The sequence below is a fragment of the Nonomuraea sp. MG754425 genome, assembly GCF_021699195.1.
Taxonomy (GTDB): domain Bacteria; phylum Actinomycetota; class Actinomycetes; order Streptosporangiales; family Streptosporangiaceae; genus Nonomuraea.
In genome coordinates this window covers 35,624-51,131 of sequence record NZ_SSXE01000049.1, presented here as the reverse complement: position 1 = coordinate 51,131, position 15,508 = coordinate 35,624, and the positions used below count along the sequence as shown (strand labels likewise).

Below are 15,508 nucleotides of genomic sequence, written 5' to 3'. Positions count from 1 at the left end.
CGCCACCACCACGGCCCAGGCCGCGCCGTCACCAGCGCCGAGCACGAGCGTGACCCCGAGCCCGACCCCGACCGCGCCCGCCGCCCGCCCGCCGCTGACCGCCGCCCAGGCGGGGCAGGCCCTGCGGGAGTGGGTGGGCCGCTACAACGCCACCCTCAAGACCCGCAAGTGGTGGACGCGAAACGACCGCCTCGACGGGCTGTTCGTCGAGGCGGCGCTGCACGAGGGCGTACTCGAACGCAACCACGAGACCTTCGACGAGAAGCCGGGCCACAAGCCGATCAACCTCACCGGCACCCCGGCGGTCTACCTGCCCCCGCCCGGCAAGCAGCCGGCGATCGGCGACTGGTTCATCGCCCAGGCGACCTACCAGGACACCAAGGGCCACGCCCGTCCGCACGTGCTGGGCTTCTTCCGCGCTCCCGGGCAGCCGTTCAAGCTGGCCGTGGCGACCCCGATCCACTGGGGCCAGCGCCTGCCCCGGCCCCGGCTCGACGCCGGCGGCCACGTCGGCGAGCCCAGCGAGACCGTGGCGCGGGCCGTGGCCAAGGAGTACCTGAACTTCTGGAACAACAAGAAGAAGGAGGGCGCCTCCGGCTACCGCCTGGCGAAGGACAGCTTCAGCCGCAAGGCGTTCCCCGCGGTCAACAAGGGCCTCTACGTCACCTTCGCGGGCCACGGCTCGATCTTCGGCTTCCGCACCGCGGACGGCGGCTCGTTCTTCCTGTTCGCCATGGTCAACGAGACCAAGCACGTCAACCAGGTGCTGAGCGAGGCGCTCCTGGTGCCCCGGGGCAGCAGGAGCATCCAGGAACTCGGCGCGAACTGGTTCTCCTAGTGCGCCTGCGGCGCCACGGCGTTCGCCGCGCGGGCGGGCAGCAGCAGGGCCGTGCCGACCACCGCCACCGACAGCACCGCGCCGATGATGAAGGCCAGTCGCATGCCGTCGAGGTTCGCGAGCGTCTCGGTGACACCCCGCTCGGTCAGGACGGTGGCTCGCGCGCTCATCACGGTGACCACGAGCGCGGTGCCGAAAGCCGCGGCGACCTGCTGCAACGTGCTCAGGATCGAGCTGCCGTGCGAGTAGAGCCGCGGCGGGACGGCCCCCAACCCGAGGGTGAACACGGGGGTGAAGGTCGCGGCCAGGCTCACCGACAGCAGCGCGTGCAGCGCGAGGATCTGCCAGTACGGCATCGTCATCGAGACCTGCGTGTACCCGGCGAGCGCGAGCATGATCCCGATCGCGCCGGGGATCACCAGCACCCGGCCGCCGAACCTGTCGAACAGCCGCCCGACGCTCGGGCCGAGCAGCCCCATCGCCAGGCCGCCCGGCATCACCAGCAGCCCGGTCTCCAGGGCGCTGAGCCCGCGCACGCTCTGCAGGTACAGCGGCAGCAGGATCATCGAGCCGAGCATCGACATGAACGCCACCGACATCATGATCAGCGCGACCGTGTAGGTGCGGTGCCGCAGCGTGCGCAGGTCCAGCAGCGGCACGCCGCGCTTCTGCAGCGAGAGCTGGCGCAGGACGAAGACCGTGATGCAGACCAGCCCGGCCACCACGATCGCGGCGGCGACGCCGGCCTCCCCGCCCTCGAACCTGCTGAGCCCGTACACCAGGCCGCCGAACCCGGCCGCCGCGGTCACCACGCTGAACCAGTCGACGGTGCTGACCTCGGTCTCCCCGACGTTCTCCAGCCGCTTCAGGCCGCGCCAGGTGATCAGGGCGGCGATGGGCAGCACCACGGCGAACAGCAGCCGCCAGGACCCGAACTGGAGGATCAGCCCGGAGGCCGTCGGCCCCATCGCGGGCGCGACCGAGATGGCCAGGCTCAGGTTGCCCATCACCCGGCCCCGGTCCTCCGCGGGCACCACCTGCATGAGCGTGGTCATCAGTAGCGGCATCATCACGGCCGTCCCGGACGCCTGGATGATGCGGGCCCCCAGCAGCACCTCGAACGACGGCGCCACGATGGCCAGCGCCGTGCCGGCCAGGAACGCGCCCATCGCGGTCGCGTACGCCACCCGGGTCGGCACCCGCTGCAGGAACCATCCGGTGACCGGGATGACCGCGGCCATGGTGAGCATGAAGGCGGTCGAGAGCCACTGCGCGGTCTGCTCGGTGATGTGCAGGGCGCTCATCAGCCGGGGGATCGCGTTGATCATGATCGTCTCGTTGAGGATGACCACGAACGTGGCCAGCACCAGCAGCCGGATCACGGGCGGCGTGCGGCCCTGGGCGGCACCCGCCGGTTTGGCACGTGACTCGGACTGTGGGCTGGGCACGGCACCTCGTTCAGGGCTGTCGGTGGAAAGGCGGTCGTGGCCGGTGTCGCGGCCGTCGGTCTCATACGAAGCAGTGGTCATACCCGTACTGACCGCCTCAACCAGTAAAACTCATCGCTGCTTCCCGTACGCGCCGCCCGCCCCCGGTGATGTGGGTCACGACACCTGTTCCGCGCGCGGTCTCATCGTCCCGGCGGGGTCGGTGACGATGCCGGCGACGTCCAGTTCGGCGACCATGGAACGCAGCGCGGGAGCGGTGAGCAGCACCCACGGCTGCCCCGGCCCGAGCACCTTGGCCAGCTTGAGCGGCGAGGTGAAGGCGACCGCCGTCCGCCGGCCCGCGGCGGTGCGGAACAGCCTCAGGGTCAGGGCGCACGCGCCGCTTTTGACCGGGACGCACAATCGGGGCTCAGACATCTGCTTCCTCCTGGAGAAGGGCTACAGGGCAGACGCTAGAGCCGTTCGAGGAGGGCGATCGGGGATCGCTACACGATCCGGACGCGCGGTCCGCGATTCCTGACGCGATATTGACGAGCGTCCGTGCCGGGCCCTCGTGCCGCACCGGCCGGGCTCGCCGGGCTCGTGCCGAGCCCCCGTGTCATCCGCGTGCGGTGCGGATGACCAGTCGTCCGTAGGGCAGGTCGCCGGTGACGCGCACGTGCAGCCCGCCCGGGCCCGGCCGGCCCGCCGCCTTGCAGACCACCTGGCCCCACTGGACCCGCACGCCGTCGGTGTTCACGCTCGCGCCGGCCGGCAGGATGATCGTGGCGCCCCCGTAGGCGAGGTGGAGCTCGATGTCGATCACCGGGTACGGCACGTGCGCCCTGGACAGGTCGAGCCGCACCCGGCCGTACTCCGAGTCGACCCGCAGCCGGCGCGGCACCTGCCAGTCACCCGTGCGTTTGAGCTGCCCGCCGAGGGAGGCGAGCCGGACCTCCTCCTCGCCCGGCAGGTCGGCGACCACCTGGTCCAGCTCGGGCGAGGAGACGGCGGTGAGCGCCTGCCCGAGCCGCACGTCCAGCTCGGCGGCGCTGAGCCGCCCGGCCGCGTACGCCTGCTGGACCAGCTCCACCGCGTGCTCGCGATCCAGGTCGGAGACGGCGCTCATCGGCCGGCCGCCTTCCGGTACAGCCGCGTGGCCAGCGGCACGAACACGATCAGGAGCAGGACCGACCAGAGCAGCGACACGGGGACCGCGTGCCGCAGCGGCCAGGCATCGGGCACGGGGAGGGCGGGGCTGGTGTTGCCGAACAGCTCGCGGGCGGCCTGGACGAGCGTCGAGACCGGGTTCCACTCGGCGATCGGCCGCAGCGGCCCCGGCAGGCGCGTGCTGTCGACGAAGGCGTTGGACAGGAACACCATCGGGAACGACATGATCGTGGCCACGTTGTTGAAGACCTCCGGCGTGCGCAGGGCCAGCGCGACCGTCGCCGTCACCCACGAGAACGCGTACGCGAACAGCAGCAGCATGAGGAACCCGAGCGCGGCCTCGACGGGCGAGGAGTGGATGCGCCATCCGACCAGCAGCCCGACCAGCGCCATGGTGACGATGCTGGTCAGATTCATGATCACGTCGGCGACGGTCTGCCCGGTGAGCACCGCCGACGGCGACATCGGCAGGGTGCGGAACCGGTCGAAGACGCCCTTGCGCAGGTCTTGAGTCAGCGTGTAGCCGGTGATCTGCCCGCTGGAGACGATCGTCATGACGAAGATCCCGGGAAGCAGGTACTCCCCGTACGACATGCCGGGCAGGCTGATCATGCTGCCGAAGACGAAGGTGAACAGCAGCACGAACACGATGGGCAGCATCACCACGCCGCCCAGCAGGTCGGGGGCTCTGCGGATCTTCAGCGCGTTGCGCCTGGCGATCGTCATGCCGTCGGCGACGGCCAGGTGCAGGGCGTTCATCGGACGCTCTCCTCGATCTTCGTGTCGGGCCGGTGCCCGGTCAGGCTGAGGAACACCTCGTCGAGGGTGGGCCGGCGCAGGCCGGCGTCGTTCACGGTGATCCGCTCGGCCGCCAGGTGGCCGAGCGCGCGGGTGAGCGCGGCGGCGCCGCCGGTCACCGGGACCGTCACCCGCAGGGCGGCGGCGTCGATCCGCATCTCGCCGACGGCCAGCGGGGCGAGTGTCCTGGCGGCGCTCTCCAGGCTGGCCGTGTCTGTCAGGGAGAGCTGGATGCGGTCGCCGCCGACCTGGTCCTTCAGCTCGTCGGCGGTGCCGCGCGCGATCACCCGGCCGTGGTCGACCACCGCGATGCTGTCGGCGAGCCGGTCGGCCTCCTCGAGGTACTGGGTGGTGAGCAGCACCGTCGTGCCCCGATCGACGAGTTCGGCGACGACGTCCCACAGGCCGATCCTGGCCCGGGGGTCGAGCCCGGTGGTGGGCTCGTCGAGGAAGAGCACGGGCGGGTCGGCGACCAGCGCGCCGGCCAGGTCGAGCCGGCGTCGCATGCCGCCGGAGTAGCCCTGCGCGGGCCGGTCGGCCGCGTCGGTCAGGTCGAAGCGGTCCAGTAACTCGCGGGCGCGCCGCCGGCTGCGCGCGGCGCCGAGGTGGTAGAGGCGGCCGATCATCTCCAGGTTCTCGGCGCCGGTGAGGTGGTCGTCGACGGCGGCGTACTGGCCGCAGGCGCCGATGTGGGCGCGCAGTTCGGCGGCCTCGCGTACGACGTCGTAGCCGGCCACCGTGGCGCGCCCGGCGTCCGGTTCGAGCAGGGTGGTCAGGATTCGCACGGTCGTGGTCTTCCCTGCGCCGTTCGGGCCGAGCAGCCCGAGCACCGTCCCCTCGGGGACGCTCAGCTCCATGCCGTCGAGCGCTGTCACGCCGCCGTACTTCTTGACCAGGCCCTCGGCGACGATCGCGTCAGCCATGAGATTCTCCTCGCTTGTCAGGAACGGTGGATGGCGATGTCGCCGTGTGTGGTGTGCGCCCGCACCTCGACGACCGGTCCGGACGGGCCGGGGGCGTCGGCGGCGGCGAGGGAGACGTCGACGGTGCCGTAGGTGGAGCTGACGTCCAGCCAGGCGGCGCTGCCCTCCCGGACACCGAGGTCGAGGCCGCCGCCCGTGGTGTCCATGACGATCGAGCCGGACACCACCTCGCCGATCGCCAGCCCGGCGTAGGAGGTTCTGGCGGTGACGTCGGCCAGCGCGCGGTCGACGCTGATGTCGCCGTGGGCGCTGTTGAGCCGTAGCTCGCCGGTCACCTCGCCGAGACGGACGTCACCGTGGGAGGTCTTGACCGAGGCGGTGCCGTCGATCTCGCCGAGGTGGATGCCGCCGTGGGTCGTGGTGACCTCGGCGTGCCCGGACGCGCGGGTGACCGAGACGTCGCCGTAGGTGCTGCGCACCCGCAGCCGGCCCGCCTGCTCGACGCGGATGTCGCCGTGGGACGTGGTCGCCGCCACCTCGCCGAGCGGCCCCCGGCACAGCAGGCCGCCCGCCGCCTTGACGTCGAGGCGGGAGCCGGCCGGCAGGCTGATCGTCACCTCGACCGAGCCGGAGCCGAGCAGCAGCGCGCGCGCCCAGTTCGACGGCGACTCGACGAGCTTGTCGAACGACAGGCCCCAGCCGAAGCCCGCGCCGGCCTGCGCCACGCCGGCCCGCACGGTGAGCACGCCGTCGGCGCAGTCGACCTCGGTGTGCCGGGCCGCCTGCACGTCGGCGTCGTTGTGCTCGCTGCTCGGTCGCACCTCGACGACGGTGTCGGCGCGCTCGCCCGCGTTGATCCGGACGGTGGCGTTCGCCGCGTCGATGACGACGACGATGGGCGCGGGGGTGTCGAAGGTCGGCATGCCGGTTCCCCTGTCGTGGATGGTGGTCATCAGCGCACCCAGCCGGTGTAGCGGTTGCCGCTCTGCTGGGCCGGACGCCGTGCGGAGCGGCGGCCCGCGTCGCCGGGGTCGAGCGCGGCGGAGACGGCGCGCACCAGCCAGGCGTTGACCGACAGCCCGTCGCCGGCGGCGGCCTCCTCGATGCGCGGTTTCAGGTGCTCGGGAACCCGGAGCGAGATCCGGGACGTGCCGCCCTCCTCGGTGTCCGGGGCAGGGGGCGGGGGAGGCGGCGGCGGGGGCTCGCCCTCCTCCTCCGCGTACGCGTGGATGCTCGGCGGTGACGTCACGACGAAGGCGGGGTCGCGCCCGCGCAGGCGCACCTCGACCGAGCCCGGCGCGAGGTCGTGGGTGATCTCGTCCGCGGCGGCTGACAGCGCCTCCAGCAGCGCGAGCCGGGTGGCCGATTCGAGCGTGGAGGCGAGCCGCTCCGCCAGCGCCCGCGTTTCCTCGCCGCCCGCCCCGGCGGCGAGCGCCAGCTCGCGGCGAAGGTGATCGACATACGGCGCAAGGTCCATGGCGTCATGATGGCATCATCATGACGCCATCGCAAGCGCCGGGGCGGACGGCTATGGCGTCATCATGCTGTCATGAAGATCAGGCGTCGACGATCACGCCGCCGATCGCGGTGCGGCCGGCCGGGGTCGCGACCAGCTCGACCGTGACGGCGTCACGCAGGTGCGCCCCGAGGACGCCGGCGACGGCGTCGGTGACCGCGCGCACCAGCCTGGCGGCGAGTTCCCCGCTGTCGGGACGGGTGAGCGCCGCCTCGCGGATGCCGAACAGGACGGCGGGCGCGGCCTCGTCCACCGGCTCGCCCCGCAGGCCCCACCGTCCGGCGGGCACGCCGTCCAGGTGGATCACCGCGATGTCGCGCGCCCACTCGCCGTACACGCTGACCACCGCCTCGGTCAGCGCGGCGATGAGGGCTGATTCGTTGCCCTGGAGCTGCGGCTCCATGGCCCGGACCGTGAGATGGGGCATGACGATATCTCCTCTTTGTTGCCAAATTAGCTTTAAGAGCAAAGATAATCGGCGAGCCGTCGCCCGGTCAATCGGCTCCTGGCGGCGGTAGAGTGACTTTAGACCTAAAGTTAAGGGGATCGAGATGGCGAGGACGACGGTGGTGACCGGCGGCGGCACCGGCATCGGCAAGGCGATCGCGGCGCGGTTCGCGGCCGACGGCGACCGGGTGGTGATCGTCGGCCGCCGCGCCGACGTGCTGGAGAAGGCCGCCGCCGAGATCGGTGGCACCGCGCTGCCGGCCGATCTCAGTGACCCCGAGCAGGTCGAGCGGGTGCGTGCCGTCCTGGCCGACCGGTTCGGCACGATCGACGTGCTGGTCAACAACGCGGGCGGCAACGCCGAGGGCAGCGGCGGCGTCGCGGAGCGGTGGACGGACAACTTCCTGGCCAACGTGCTGACGTCCGTGCTGCCGACCGAGGCGCTGCGTGATCTGCTGAACCCGTCCGGCCGGGTGGTGTTCGTCTCCTCGATCGCCGCCCTGCGCGGTTCGGGCGGCAACTCGTACGGCCCCATGAAGGCGGCCCTGCACCCGTACGCGTTCGACCTCGCCGCCGCCCTCGGGCCGCGCGGCATCACGGTGAACGTGGTCGCGCCCGGGTTCGTCGAGGACACCGAGTTCTTCGGCGGCGGCATGAGCGACGAGCGGCGCGCGCGGCTCGTCGGCCAGACGCACACCGGCCGCGCCGGGACCCCGCAGGACGTCGCGGAGACCGTGCACTGGCTCGCCTCGCCCGGCGGCGGGTACGTGACCGCGCAGATCGTCCAGGTGAACGGCGGGGCCGAACGTGGCCGGTGAGCCGCCGCGCGACCGCGCCGACGACATCCAGGACGCCTGGCGGCGCGAGCTGCCGGGCGTCCCGGTGGAGTCCATCGGGATCATCACCCGGATCTGGTGGGCGGCCAAGACCTTCGGCGACGAGCGCCGCCGCCTGCTCGCGAGCCTGGGCGTGGACGTGGCCACCCTCGACCTGCTCTCGACGCTGCGCCGCTCCGGGCCGCCGTACCGGATGAGCCCGGGGGAACTCGCCGAAGCGTGCATGGTGACGCGCGGCGCGATCACCCAGCGGGTGGCGCGGGCGGCGAAGGACGGCCTGGTCGAGCGCGCCACCGCCGGGTCGGGCTACCACGCGCGTGCCGTCACCCTCACCGACGCGGGCGGCGCGCTGCTCGACCGCGTCGTCTCCGGCCTGCTCACGGCCGAGGACCGTCTCGTGGGCCACCTCGCGCCGGAGCGCCGCGACCAGCTCGCCGGCCTGCTGCGCGAGCTGGTCGCCGGGCTCGGCGACGCCGACGCGGCCGGGCAGGTGGGCGACCAGGCTGAAGGCAAGGTTTAACCGCTTTCACGCGTGCGATCTGAACTGGTGACCCAAGAAGGCACCCCGACCGTCGATTCTCTCTTTACCTGCATGGATACAGAGACCGTCGATGGAATCGAGCGATCTATCTTGCGTAATACGGCAGAAACCGTTTAAATCCAGATGTCCGGCAGATCTCGCACATGTTGCGACGCCGGGCCGATCGGCAGCCGACCTCACCTCTCCGTCGAACCGCAGTTCCGCACCCCTTCGGAAAGCGCTTACCCAGGAGGCCCCCCGTGAGACACCGCATCCTGCTCGCCACCGTCGCCCTGCTCGCCCCTTTGACGATCAGTCCACTCGCCCTCGCTGACGGGCGGTCCCGGCCGGGCGAGGACCTGGCGTCGCACTGCACCGGCGAGTCGCCGATCGTCTGCACGTTCGACGTCCCCACCGGCGACTACGACGTGACGGTGGTGCTCGGGGACGCGGCGTCCGCCGCGCAGACCTCGGTGCACGCCGAGACGAGGCGTTCGATGGTGCCGGTCACCGCCACCGAGGCGGGTGCGTTCGCCCGGCGTGCCTTCACCGTCAACGTCCGCGAACCCCAGGGCCAGCCCACCGGCCCGGTCGGCACCCCCGGCCTGACGCTGACCTTCGACGGCCCCGCCCCGCGCGTGGCCGAGATCGTGCTGCGACCGGCGCACCGGCCCCGGCGTCTGTTCATCGCCGGTGATTCCACCGCCTGTGACCAGGACGGTTACCCGTACTTCGGGTGGGGCCAGGCGCTGCCGTCCTTGCTCGGGCGTGGCCTGTCGGTGGTCAACCACGCCGACAGCGGGGAGAGCAGTGTGAGCTTCCTGAACGGTGAGGCGTTCTTCCCCGCGTTGCAGCAGCAGATCCAGCGTGGTGATCTGGTGCTGATCCAGTTCGGGCACAACGACAAGAGCACCACCGCCGAGGACTTCCGGGCCAACCTGTCGGCCATGGTGGCCGGGGTGCGCGAGCGGGGCGGCCGTCCGGTGCTGGTCACCTCGATCGTGCGGCGCCGCTTCGAGGGCAGCCGGCTCAACGACCTCGGCCTCATCATCCACGGTGACGTGAACCTGCCCGCCGAGACCAGGGCGGTCGCCGCCGCCGAGAACGTCCCGCTGATCGACCTCACCGCCCGCACCCGGCAACTCGTCGAATCCCTCGGCCCCGAGGGCTCCAAGCCGATCTACCTCACCGACATCAACGGCGACAACACCCACCTGTCCGAGTACGGCGCCCACCAGTACGCCGCACTCGCCGCCGAAGAACTGCGCGCCGCCCACCTCGTCCCGGGCCGCCGCTGACCGGAGAACGGGAGGCCCGTGGGCCCGGGCAACTCGCCCGATCAGCGGGTCGCGGCGGACTCCCGCGAGCCGAGGAACTCCACGATCAGCCCCGCCACCTCACCGGGTCGTTCCTGCACCATGTTGTGGCTGGCCGCCAGCTCGACGACCCGGATGTGCGGGTGCGCCTCGGTGACGGGAGCCAGGTCGCGGCGCACCCCACGGCGCAGCGCCGCCATGAGCTCGCCGCCCGGCATGCCCGGCGGGTCCTGGGTGGGCAGCACCACCAGCGCCGGGCAGCGCACCCCGGGCAGCGACGGGATCGTGTCACGGAACAGCGGCGAGTAGCGGACGGCGGCCAGCAGCTCCGGGCCCGGACGCAGGTAACTGTCACCGCCCACGACGGTCACCGAGCGCGGGGGGAGCGCGGCGGCCTGCTCGGGCGGCAGCGGCCGGCCCATCGCCGCCTCCTGCGCGTCGAAGATCGCCTTGAGCTGGGCCAGCTCCCGCTCCAGCGCGGCCGGGTCCATGCCGGGATAGTTGGCCGGGTCGTTCTCGGCCGAACGCAGCCCGTCGAGGTTGACGACGGCCGGGCACTCCGGGTGGCGCGTCGCCCACAGGACGGCCAGCATCCCGCCCAGCGAATGGCCGACGATCGCCGGAGCGCCCAGGTCCAGGCGGGCTGCCACCGTCTCGACGTCGGCCAGGACCGCGTCCCACTCCCAGGGGGCGTCGCCGGACAGGCCGTGGCCGCGCAGGTCCACGGAGACCACCCGGTGCGCCTTCGTCAGCGCCGGTGCGACCTCCGTCCAGGCGTCCAGCGTGCCGCCCAGGCCGTGCAGCAGCAGGACGGGCGGGCCGTCGCCGCCGTGGTCGCGCACGGCGAGGGGGACGGTGTGGTCAGTGATGGTGCGGTCGTGCTGCGACACGCTGCTCCTTGGGGATGGTGAGCCGGGCGCGGATCGACTCGGTCGTCACCCCGCCGTCGGGGTGCCGGTCGAGTTTCGCGCGCTTGACGAGGTCGTGAACGCCCTGCCGGGAGATGCCGAGCATCGCCGCCGCGGTCGCGAAACCCACCGCCCGCGCTCCGGGGTGCCCCGCCCGCCGGGCCACGGCACGTCCGAAGGGGGTGCGCCACCAGTCGTCCGGCGGGTCGAACGGGCCGTCGCCGGGGAAGAGCGCGGCGATCAGCCGCGCGGACGTCATGACGGCCGTCCGGTCGTCCGGGCCGAGCAGTTGCGCGGCCCAGACCTCGGCCTGGACGCGCAGCCGCGCCCGCAGCTCGCCGCCCAGGTCGTCGCCCAGGTCGTCGCCCTGGTCCAGCAGGATCTCCAGCGGATCGACGACCCGCGTCTCGACCAGGCGGATCAGCTCGCGTGCCAGCTCCACGTGCTCAGCGGTGTTCACTTGACGAACTTTAGCAAGTACTTGCTGTATCTCGTCAAGTACTGCGGCGGGCTTCGAGGGCGTCCAGGATGAGGTCGAGGCCGTAGCCGAACTCGCTCGTGTGGTCGTAGCCCGGACGCAGGGCGTGCTCGGTGATCATCTCCTTCAGGTGCGGCAGCCCGTCCGCCGGCAGGTTCGCGAGGATGCCGCCGGCCACCTCCTCGACCTCCCCCGGCGTCGTCAGCGGCAGGCTCGCCTCCTGCAGGACGAACCCGGTGACGTAGCTGTCGATGAGCGAGACGGCGTGCGCCGCCATCGCCAGCGTGAACCCGGCCTCGCGCAGGACGCCGAGGACGGCGTCGTGGTGGCGCAGCGTCGCCGGTCCCGGCGTGCGGCGGGAGTCCAGGAGGCCGAGGGCCCAGCTATGGCGGGCCAGGACCGCGCGCGCGGACCGGGCGCGCCCGCCGACCGCCGTGCGCCAGTCCGCCCGCTCGGCGGGCAACTCGATCGCCGTGAACACCGCGTCGACCACGCCGTCGAGGATCGCGTCCTTGTTCGGGACGTGGTGGTAGAGCGACATCGCCTCCACGCCCAGCTCCTGTGCCACCCGGCGCATCGTGATCGCCTCGACGCCGCCGCGGTCCGCAACCCGGATCGCGGCCTCCAGTACGCGGTCCCTGCTGAGCGGTCGCCTCGGCGGCGGGGATTCGGGTGACGCGGACACGGGCGGCTCCAGGGCTGGGGACGGGTTGACAAGCTTACAGGCGTAAGTCAGCCTTACCAGCGTAAGCCGCCTTACGGGTGTAAGCCAACGATCCCGTGCCCCGCTCGCCGGGGCGGGAAGGAGATCCCGATGCCGATGCCGAGATGGTGGGGGCAGATCAACAAGCGGGTGTTCAACCCGCGCGCGATCGCCGGTGGGAAGTGGCCGGTGCTGATCCACGTCGGCCGCGTCTCCGGTGCGACGTACCGCACGCCGCTCGACGCCTATCCGGTCCCCGGCGGCTACCTGTTCGTCCTGGTCTACGGCTCGCGCTCGGACTGGGCGCGCAACATCCTGGCCGCCGGCCAGGCGCGGCTGCGGATCGGCGGGAGGGAGGTGGAGCTCGCCGCCCCGCGCATCGTCGGCCGGGACGAGGCGTTCGAGGCCATGCCCGCCACGGCGGCCCGCCCGCCGAGGCCGCTGCGCATCACCGAGTTCCTGCGCATGGACGAAGTCACCGGCTGACGTCCCGTGGGTCCCGCGTGTCCCTCCGGTCTCGATTCATCGCTGAATGCACAATGGAAATCACATGGTCATCTTCCGGTAATGATCAGTACAGAGACTGGCGATAGGGGACCGTTCACGGAGGTGACCATCGTTGAAGATCGACCACGCGAGCATGGAGAGCAGCGGCGGGGAGATCCATGACCAGGGCGTCGCGTTCGCCCGCAAAGTGGGTCGGATCAGTACGGAGATGGAGGTGCTGATCCCATACTTCGGCGACCCGGGCACCGACGAGGCGGCGAAGATCTTCCGGCGGGGGCAGGACGGGCATCCCGGTTTCGACGGCGCGTACGAGGACCTGAGCAAGATCCTGGGCACCCTCCGAGACGCGTACGAGGCGATCGGCACCGCGGTCGTGTCGATGAGCACGAACGTGGAGGCGGCCGACTGGGCCAGCATGGTCGACGAGAACGCCTTCGTGAAGGAGCTCGTCGAGTTCGCCAAGCGCGAGGACGACGAGGTCGCCGTGCCGACCACGCCGGTCGAGCTGGCCTGAGAAGGAGGAGAACGTGGCCCTCGGACTCGCGTCCAAGGTCGCCCTCGGTGGTATGGCCGGCGCCGGGGCCGCCGGGATCCTCGCCCCGGAGGTGCTGTTCGGCGTCTCCTATCTGGAGGGCGACCCCGACCAGATCCGCGCGGCCGCCGACGTGCTCGACGAGATCGCCGACGCGATCGACGAGAGCTTCATCGCGGCCAACGCCCAAGCCGGGATCGTCTGGGAGAAGAGCTCCGCTCCCGAGGTCGACGCGTTCAAGGCGTTCTGGAACGAGCAGTTCGGCCCGGCGGTGCTCGGGATCTCCCTGAAGTACCGGGACATGGCCAACGCCTGCCGGGCCTACGCCGACGTGATCGAGAAGATCAACCACGCCCTGCGGGTGCTGTGCTGGATCATGACGATGGACATGATGTTCACCATCGGCTACCAGGTGCTCACCTGGAAGCTGCTCAAGATGATCATGACGCGGCGGGCGCTCCTGCTCAAGGTCACCGCCAACCGCTTCGTCCTCATGCTGCTGCCGATGTTCACGTACTACGTGGCCGACAGCCTGGCGTACGCGAGCGGGCAGGTGCTGCTGCCCCTGGCGCTGAACTACGTCGGCGGTGTCAAGACCGACCTGTCGGGCAACGATGTGCGGTCGCTGGACCACAACCTGACGACGCTGCGTGAGCACTTCGTGGCCAACATGGTCTTCGATGGGGTGGCCGACGGCCTCGGCGCGCTGATGTCCAGGGTGCCCGGTCTGCGGACCGTCGCCACGAACGTCACGCTGCCGAACGGGACGGTGCTGAACACGGGCAACTTCCTGCCCCGGTTGACGGCCTCGACCGCGTACTCGATGACCCTGGACGCGCAGCACGGGGACAACCCGCTGCCGGGCACCGAGCACGGGCTGACGGCCGAGGAGATGTACCAGAAGTTCATCATCCACGGCACGCGCAGCCTCATCCCGAGGATCTGACGGGCGCCTGGGCCAGGAGCGGACCTGCCCCGTTCCTGGCCCAGGCGCTCGTCAGCGGCGGCGGCCGGGCTCGCTGCCGCGCTCGTCCTGCTGGAGGAAGGGCCGGGCGACGTCCATGACGCGGCGGGCCGCGTCCTCGGTCGCCTGCCGAGACAGGTCCATGATGATCTCCGCAAGGTCCTGCGAGGCCAGCCGCATCGCCCGGGGGTCGATGTGCAGGGCGAGCATCTGTCCCGAGGGCGAGACCCGGACCCGCACCTTGTCGTCCCGGCTGGCCGCCTGGCCGACGACGTCATCGGTCAGGCCGATGACGTCCGCGAATTCCCGGGAATCCGACTGGAACTCCGTCATGAGCCGGTCGAGGTCGGGATCGCCGGTACGGACGTCACGTTTATTCATGTCGCATTATCTAACTAAATACTCATATACCCGGCAATAGGTAAATTTCACGAACTTGCGAGTGTGAAATCGGACAACCCTCCTACCGCCTCCCACCTGCGGGTCAAGCGGCCTGCCAGGAAATACGTGCGACATACCGTTGATATACCGGGATGTGGTTTATTTGCTGATCGAAACCGCTGGGTTACCTGCTCCGGAACGGAGAACAAATGCGTGACGTCTCCACCGCGACCGCGCCGGGCCGGCGACAGACGCATTACCAGCCGATTCCAGCGCCACAAACGTGATATCCCTGGACCTCCATCGGCCCGGTCGCGGTGATGGCGCTCCTTCGGCGACGGGCCGTCCGCGAGCGCCGTCCCCGGCCACGATCGCCCGTCGCCGGGGACGGCGTCCGGCTCAGTGCGCCGCGACCGGCTGCCAGCCCGCGCCGCACGGCCCGCCGTCGACGGCCGCGTCGATCGTGTGCTCCGCCCCGGCGGGAGTCAGCAGCGGCTGGTAGAAGCGGGCGATCTCCAGGCTGGCCGCCGGGACGTAGTGGAAGATGAGCGAGCGCCGGAACCGGTCGGCGGTGGTGTTCGGCCGCGAACCGTGCACCAGGCTGCCGTGGAAGAACAGCACGTCACCGGCCGCCATCTCGGTCTGCACCGCTGTCAGGCCGGCAGGCACGGAGACCGCCTTGGAGGTGAACGACTCGGTGGTGTCGGCGTCCTGCGGGCACTCCAGCTCGTACGTGTGGGAGCCGGGCACCACCTGGAGCGCGCCGTTGGCCGCGTCGCAGCCGTCGATCGCGATCCAGGCGGCCAGACAGGTCTCCGGCGCGGCCTGCAGGAACAGGTTGTCCTGGTGCAGCGCCTGGCCACGCGCCGACGGCGGCTTGAAGTAGAACATCGACTGGGCGGCCAGCGGCGGCCCGATCAGCGCCGCGACGATCCCGACGAGGCGCGGGTCCAGCATCCAGCGCCGGGCGAGCCGGCCCACCTCGGTGTCGAGCCGACGGTGGGGCTGCACGAAGCGCGGGTAGCGGCTGAGCGGGTCGTCGTCCGGCACGTGGTCGTCCCAGCCGAGGCTGCGATCGGTCTCGACCTGCGTCGTGAAGGCGGATCTGATGGCGTCGGCCTCTTCGGGCCGGAGCAGTCCCGGCACGTGGACCACGCCGTGCCGGTCGTAACGGGCACGGGCGTCGGAGGCGGATTCCGCAACAAGCTGTGACATACAGTCGATCGTCGGGGAGGACCTCCCCA

Annotated in this window: 20 protein-coding genes; 7 read left to right on the top strand and 13 right to left on the bottom strand. The window is 71.3% G+C overall.

All coding sequences use genetic code 11. The features are described 5' to 3' along the window. Positions 1 to 838 (top strand): hypothetical protein (locus tag FAF44_RS18965; RefSeq protein ID WP_237104527.1); only part of this gene is annotated, 838 nt, incomplete at its 5' end. On the opposite strand, the gene FAF44_RS18960 is transcribed toward FAF44_RS18965, so the two are convergent. From FAF44_RS18960 to FAF44_RS18925, 8 genes are all read right to left on the bottom strand, one after another. Further along, the gene (locus FAF44_RS18960; protein ID WP_237104526.1) at positions 835 to 2,286 is read right to left on the bottom strand and encodes an MDR family MFS transporter; all 1,452 of its coding nucleotides are present in this window, start codon (positions 2,284 to 2,286) and stop codon (positions 835 to 837) included. The two genes, FAF44_RS18965 and FAF44_RS18960, sit on opposite strands and share 4 nt — an antisense overlap. 156 nt (positions 2,287 to 2,442) lie before the next feature. Continuing rightward, complete coding sequence (locus tag FAF44_RS18955) at positions 2,443 to 2,703, bottom strand: SAV_915 family protein (protein WP_237104525.1); 261 nt, start codon at positions 2,701 to 2,703, stop codon at positions 2,443 to 2,445. A 181-nt stretch (positions 2,704 to 2,884) separates the two neighbouring features. Beyond that, positions 2,885 to 3,394 carry a DUF1707 domain-containing protein gene (locus FAF44_RS18950; protein ID WP_237104524.1) on the bottom strand — a complete coding sequence of 170 codons (510 nt, stop codon included), beginning with the start codon at positions 3,392 to 3,394 and terminating at the stop codon, positions 2,885 to 2,887. Then, positions 3,391 to 4,194, bottom strand: coding sequence for an ABC transporter permease (locus tag FAF44_RS18945; protein WP_237104523.1), 804 nt, complete (start codon positions 4,192 to 4,194; stop codon positions 3,391 to 3,393). Before FAF44_RS18945 ends, FAF44_RS18950 begins: the two co-directional genes overlap by 4 nt. Then, on the bottom strand, positions 4,191 to 5,156 hold the full coding sequence (locus FAF44_RS18940) for an ATP-binding cassette domain-containing protein (protein ID WP_237104522.1): 966 nt from the start codon (positions 5,154 to 5,156) through the stop codon (positions 4,191 to 4,193). Before FAF44_RS18940 ends, FAF44_RS18945 begins: the two co-directional genes overlap by 4 nt. 17 nt (positions 5,157 to 5,173) lie before the next feature. Next, a complete protein-coding gene (locus tag FAF44_RS18935; RefSeq protein WP_237104521.1) occupies positions 5,174 to 6,109 on the bottom strand; it encodes a DUF4097 family beta strand repeat-containing protein in 936 nt (311 codons plus the stop codon). Further along, a complete protein-coding gene (locus FAF44_RS18930) occupies positions 6,109 to 6,633 on the bottom strand; it encodes a hypothetical protein (RefSeq protein ID WP_237104520.1) in 525 nt (174 codons plus the stop codon). The genes FAF44_RS18935 and FAF44_RS18930 overlap by 1 nt, the downstream gene beginning before the upstream one ends. Before the next feature lie 79 nt (positions 6,634 to 6,712). Continuing rightward, on the bottom strand, positions 6,713 to 7,099 hold the full coding sequence (locus FAF44_RS18925; RefSeq protein ID WP_237104519.1) for a tautomerase family protein: 387 nt from the start codon (positions 7,097 to 7,099) through the stop codon (positions 6,713 to 6,715). A 124-nt stretch (positions 7,100 to 7,223) separates the two neighbouring features. Here FAF44_RS18925 and FAF44_RS18920 point away from each other — a divergent pair, with 124 nt between their 5' ends. The 3 genes from FAF44_RS18920 (at position 7,224) to FAF44_RS18910 (ending at position 9,773) form a co-directional block, all read left to right on the top strand. Next, positions 7,224 to 7,937 carry an SDR family NAD(P)-dependent oxidoreductase gene (locus FAF44_RS18920; protein ID WP_237104518.1) on the top strand — a complete coding sequence of 238 codons (714 nt, stop codon included), beginning with the start codon at positions 7,224 to 7,226 and terminating at the stop codon, positions 7,935 to 7,937. Then, complete coding sequence (locus tag FAF44_RS18915; protein WP_237104517.1) at positions 7,927 to 8,475, top strand: MarR family winged helix-turn-helix transcriptional regulator; 549 nt, start codon at positions 7,927 to 7,929, stop codon at positions 8,473 to 8,475. Before FAF44_RS18920 ends, FAF44_RS18915 begins: the two co-directional genes overlap by 11 nt. A 260-nt stretch (positions 8,476 to 8,735) precedes the next feature. Then, positions 8,736 to 9,773: a rhamnogalacturonan acetylesterase gene (locus FAF44_RS18910; RefSeq protein WP_237104516.1), complete on the top strand. Its 1,038-nt coding sequence runs from the start codon at positions 8,736 to 8,738 to the stop codon at positions 9,771 to 9,773. Positions 9,774 to 9,814: 41 nt separating this feature from the next. On the opposite strand, the gene FAF44_RS18905 is transcribed toward FAF44_RS18910, so the two are convergent. The 3 genes from FAF44_RS18905 to FAF44_RS18895 are packed head-to-tail and all read right to left on the bottom strand — an operon-like array spanning position 9,815 to position 11,862. Beyond that, positions 9,815 to 10,681 carry an alpha/beta fold hydrolase gene (locus tag FAF44_RS18905; RefSeq protein WP_237104515.1) on the bottom strand — a complete coding sequence of 289 codons (867 nt, stop codon included), beginning with the start codon at positions 10,679 to 10,681 and terminating at the stop codon, positions 9,815 to 9,817. Continuing rightward, a complete protein-coding gene (locus FAF44_RS18900) occupies positions 10,653 to 11,159 on the bottom strand; it encodes a hypothetical protein (protein WP_237104514.1) in 507 nt (168 codons plus the stop codon). The genes FAF44_RS18905 and FAF44_RS18900 overlap by 29 nt, the downstream gene beginning before the upstream one ends. Positions 11,160 to 11,193: 34 nt before the next feature. Then, a complete protein-coding gene (locus FAF44_RS18895) occupies positions 11,194 to 11,862 on the bottom strand; it encodes a TetR/AcrR family transcriptional regulator (RefSeq protein WP_237104513.1) in 669 nt (222 codons plus the stop codon). 129 nt (positions 11,863 to 11,991) lie between these two features. Between FAF44_RS18895 and FAF44_RS18890 the strand changes: the two genes are divergently transcribed. The 3 genes from FAF44_RS18890 (at position 11,992) to FAF44_RS18880 (ending at position 13,865) form a co-directional block, all read left to right on the top strand. Then, positions 11,992 to 12,366 carry a nitroreductase family deazaflavin-dependent oxidoreductase gene (locus tag FAF44_RS18890; RefSeq protein WP_237104512.1) on the top strand — a complete coding sequence of 125 codons (375 nt, stop codon included), beginning with the start codon at positions 11,992 to 11,994 and terminating at the stop codon, positions 12,364 to 12,366. Between the two features lie 133 nt (positions 12,367 to 12,499). Next, complete coding sequence (locus FAF44_RS18885; RefSeq protein ID WP_237104511.1) at positions 12,500 to 12,901, top strand: hypothetical protein; 402 nt, start codon at positions 12,500 to 12,502, stop codon at positions 12,899 to 12,901. Positions 12,902 to 12,914: 13 nt separating this feature from the next. After that, a complete protein-coding gene (locus tag FAF44_RS18880) occupies positions 12,915 to 13,865 on the top strand; it encodes a WXG100 family type VII secretion target (RefSeq protein ID WP_237104510.1) in 951 nt (316 codons plus the stop codon). Between the two features lie 51 nt (positions 13,866 to 13,916). Here FAF44_RS18880 and FAF44_RS18875 read toward each other — a convergent pair whose 3' ends face one another. After that, complete coding sequence (locus FAF44_RS18875) at positions 13,917 to 14,264, bottom strand: YbaB/EbfC family nucleoid-associated protein (RefSeq protein ID WP_237104509.1); 348 nt, start codon at positions 14,262 to 14,264, stop codon at positions 13,917 to 13,919. A gap of 399 nt (positions 14,265 to 14,663) precedes the next feature. After that, positions 14,664 to 15,479: a phytanoyl-CoA dioxygenase family protein gene (locus FAF44_RS18870; protein WP_237104508.1), complete on the bottom strand. Its 816-nt coding sequence runs from the start codon at positions 15,477 to 15,479 to the stop codon at positions 14,664 to 14,666. Positions 15,480 to 15,508: the final 29 nt, after the last annotated feature.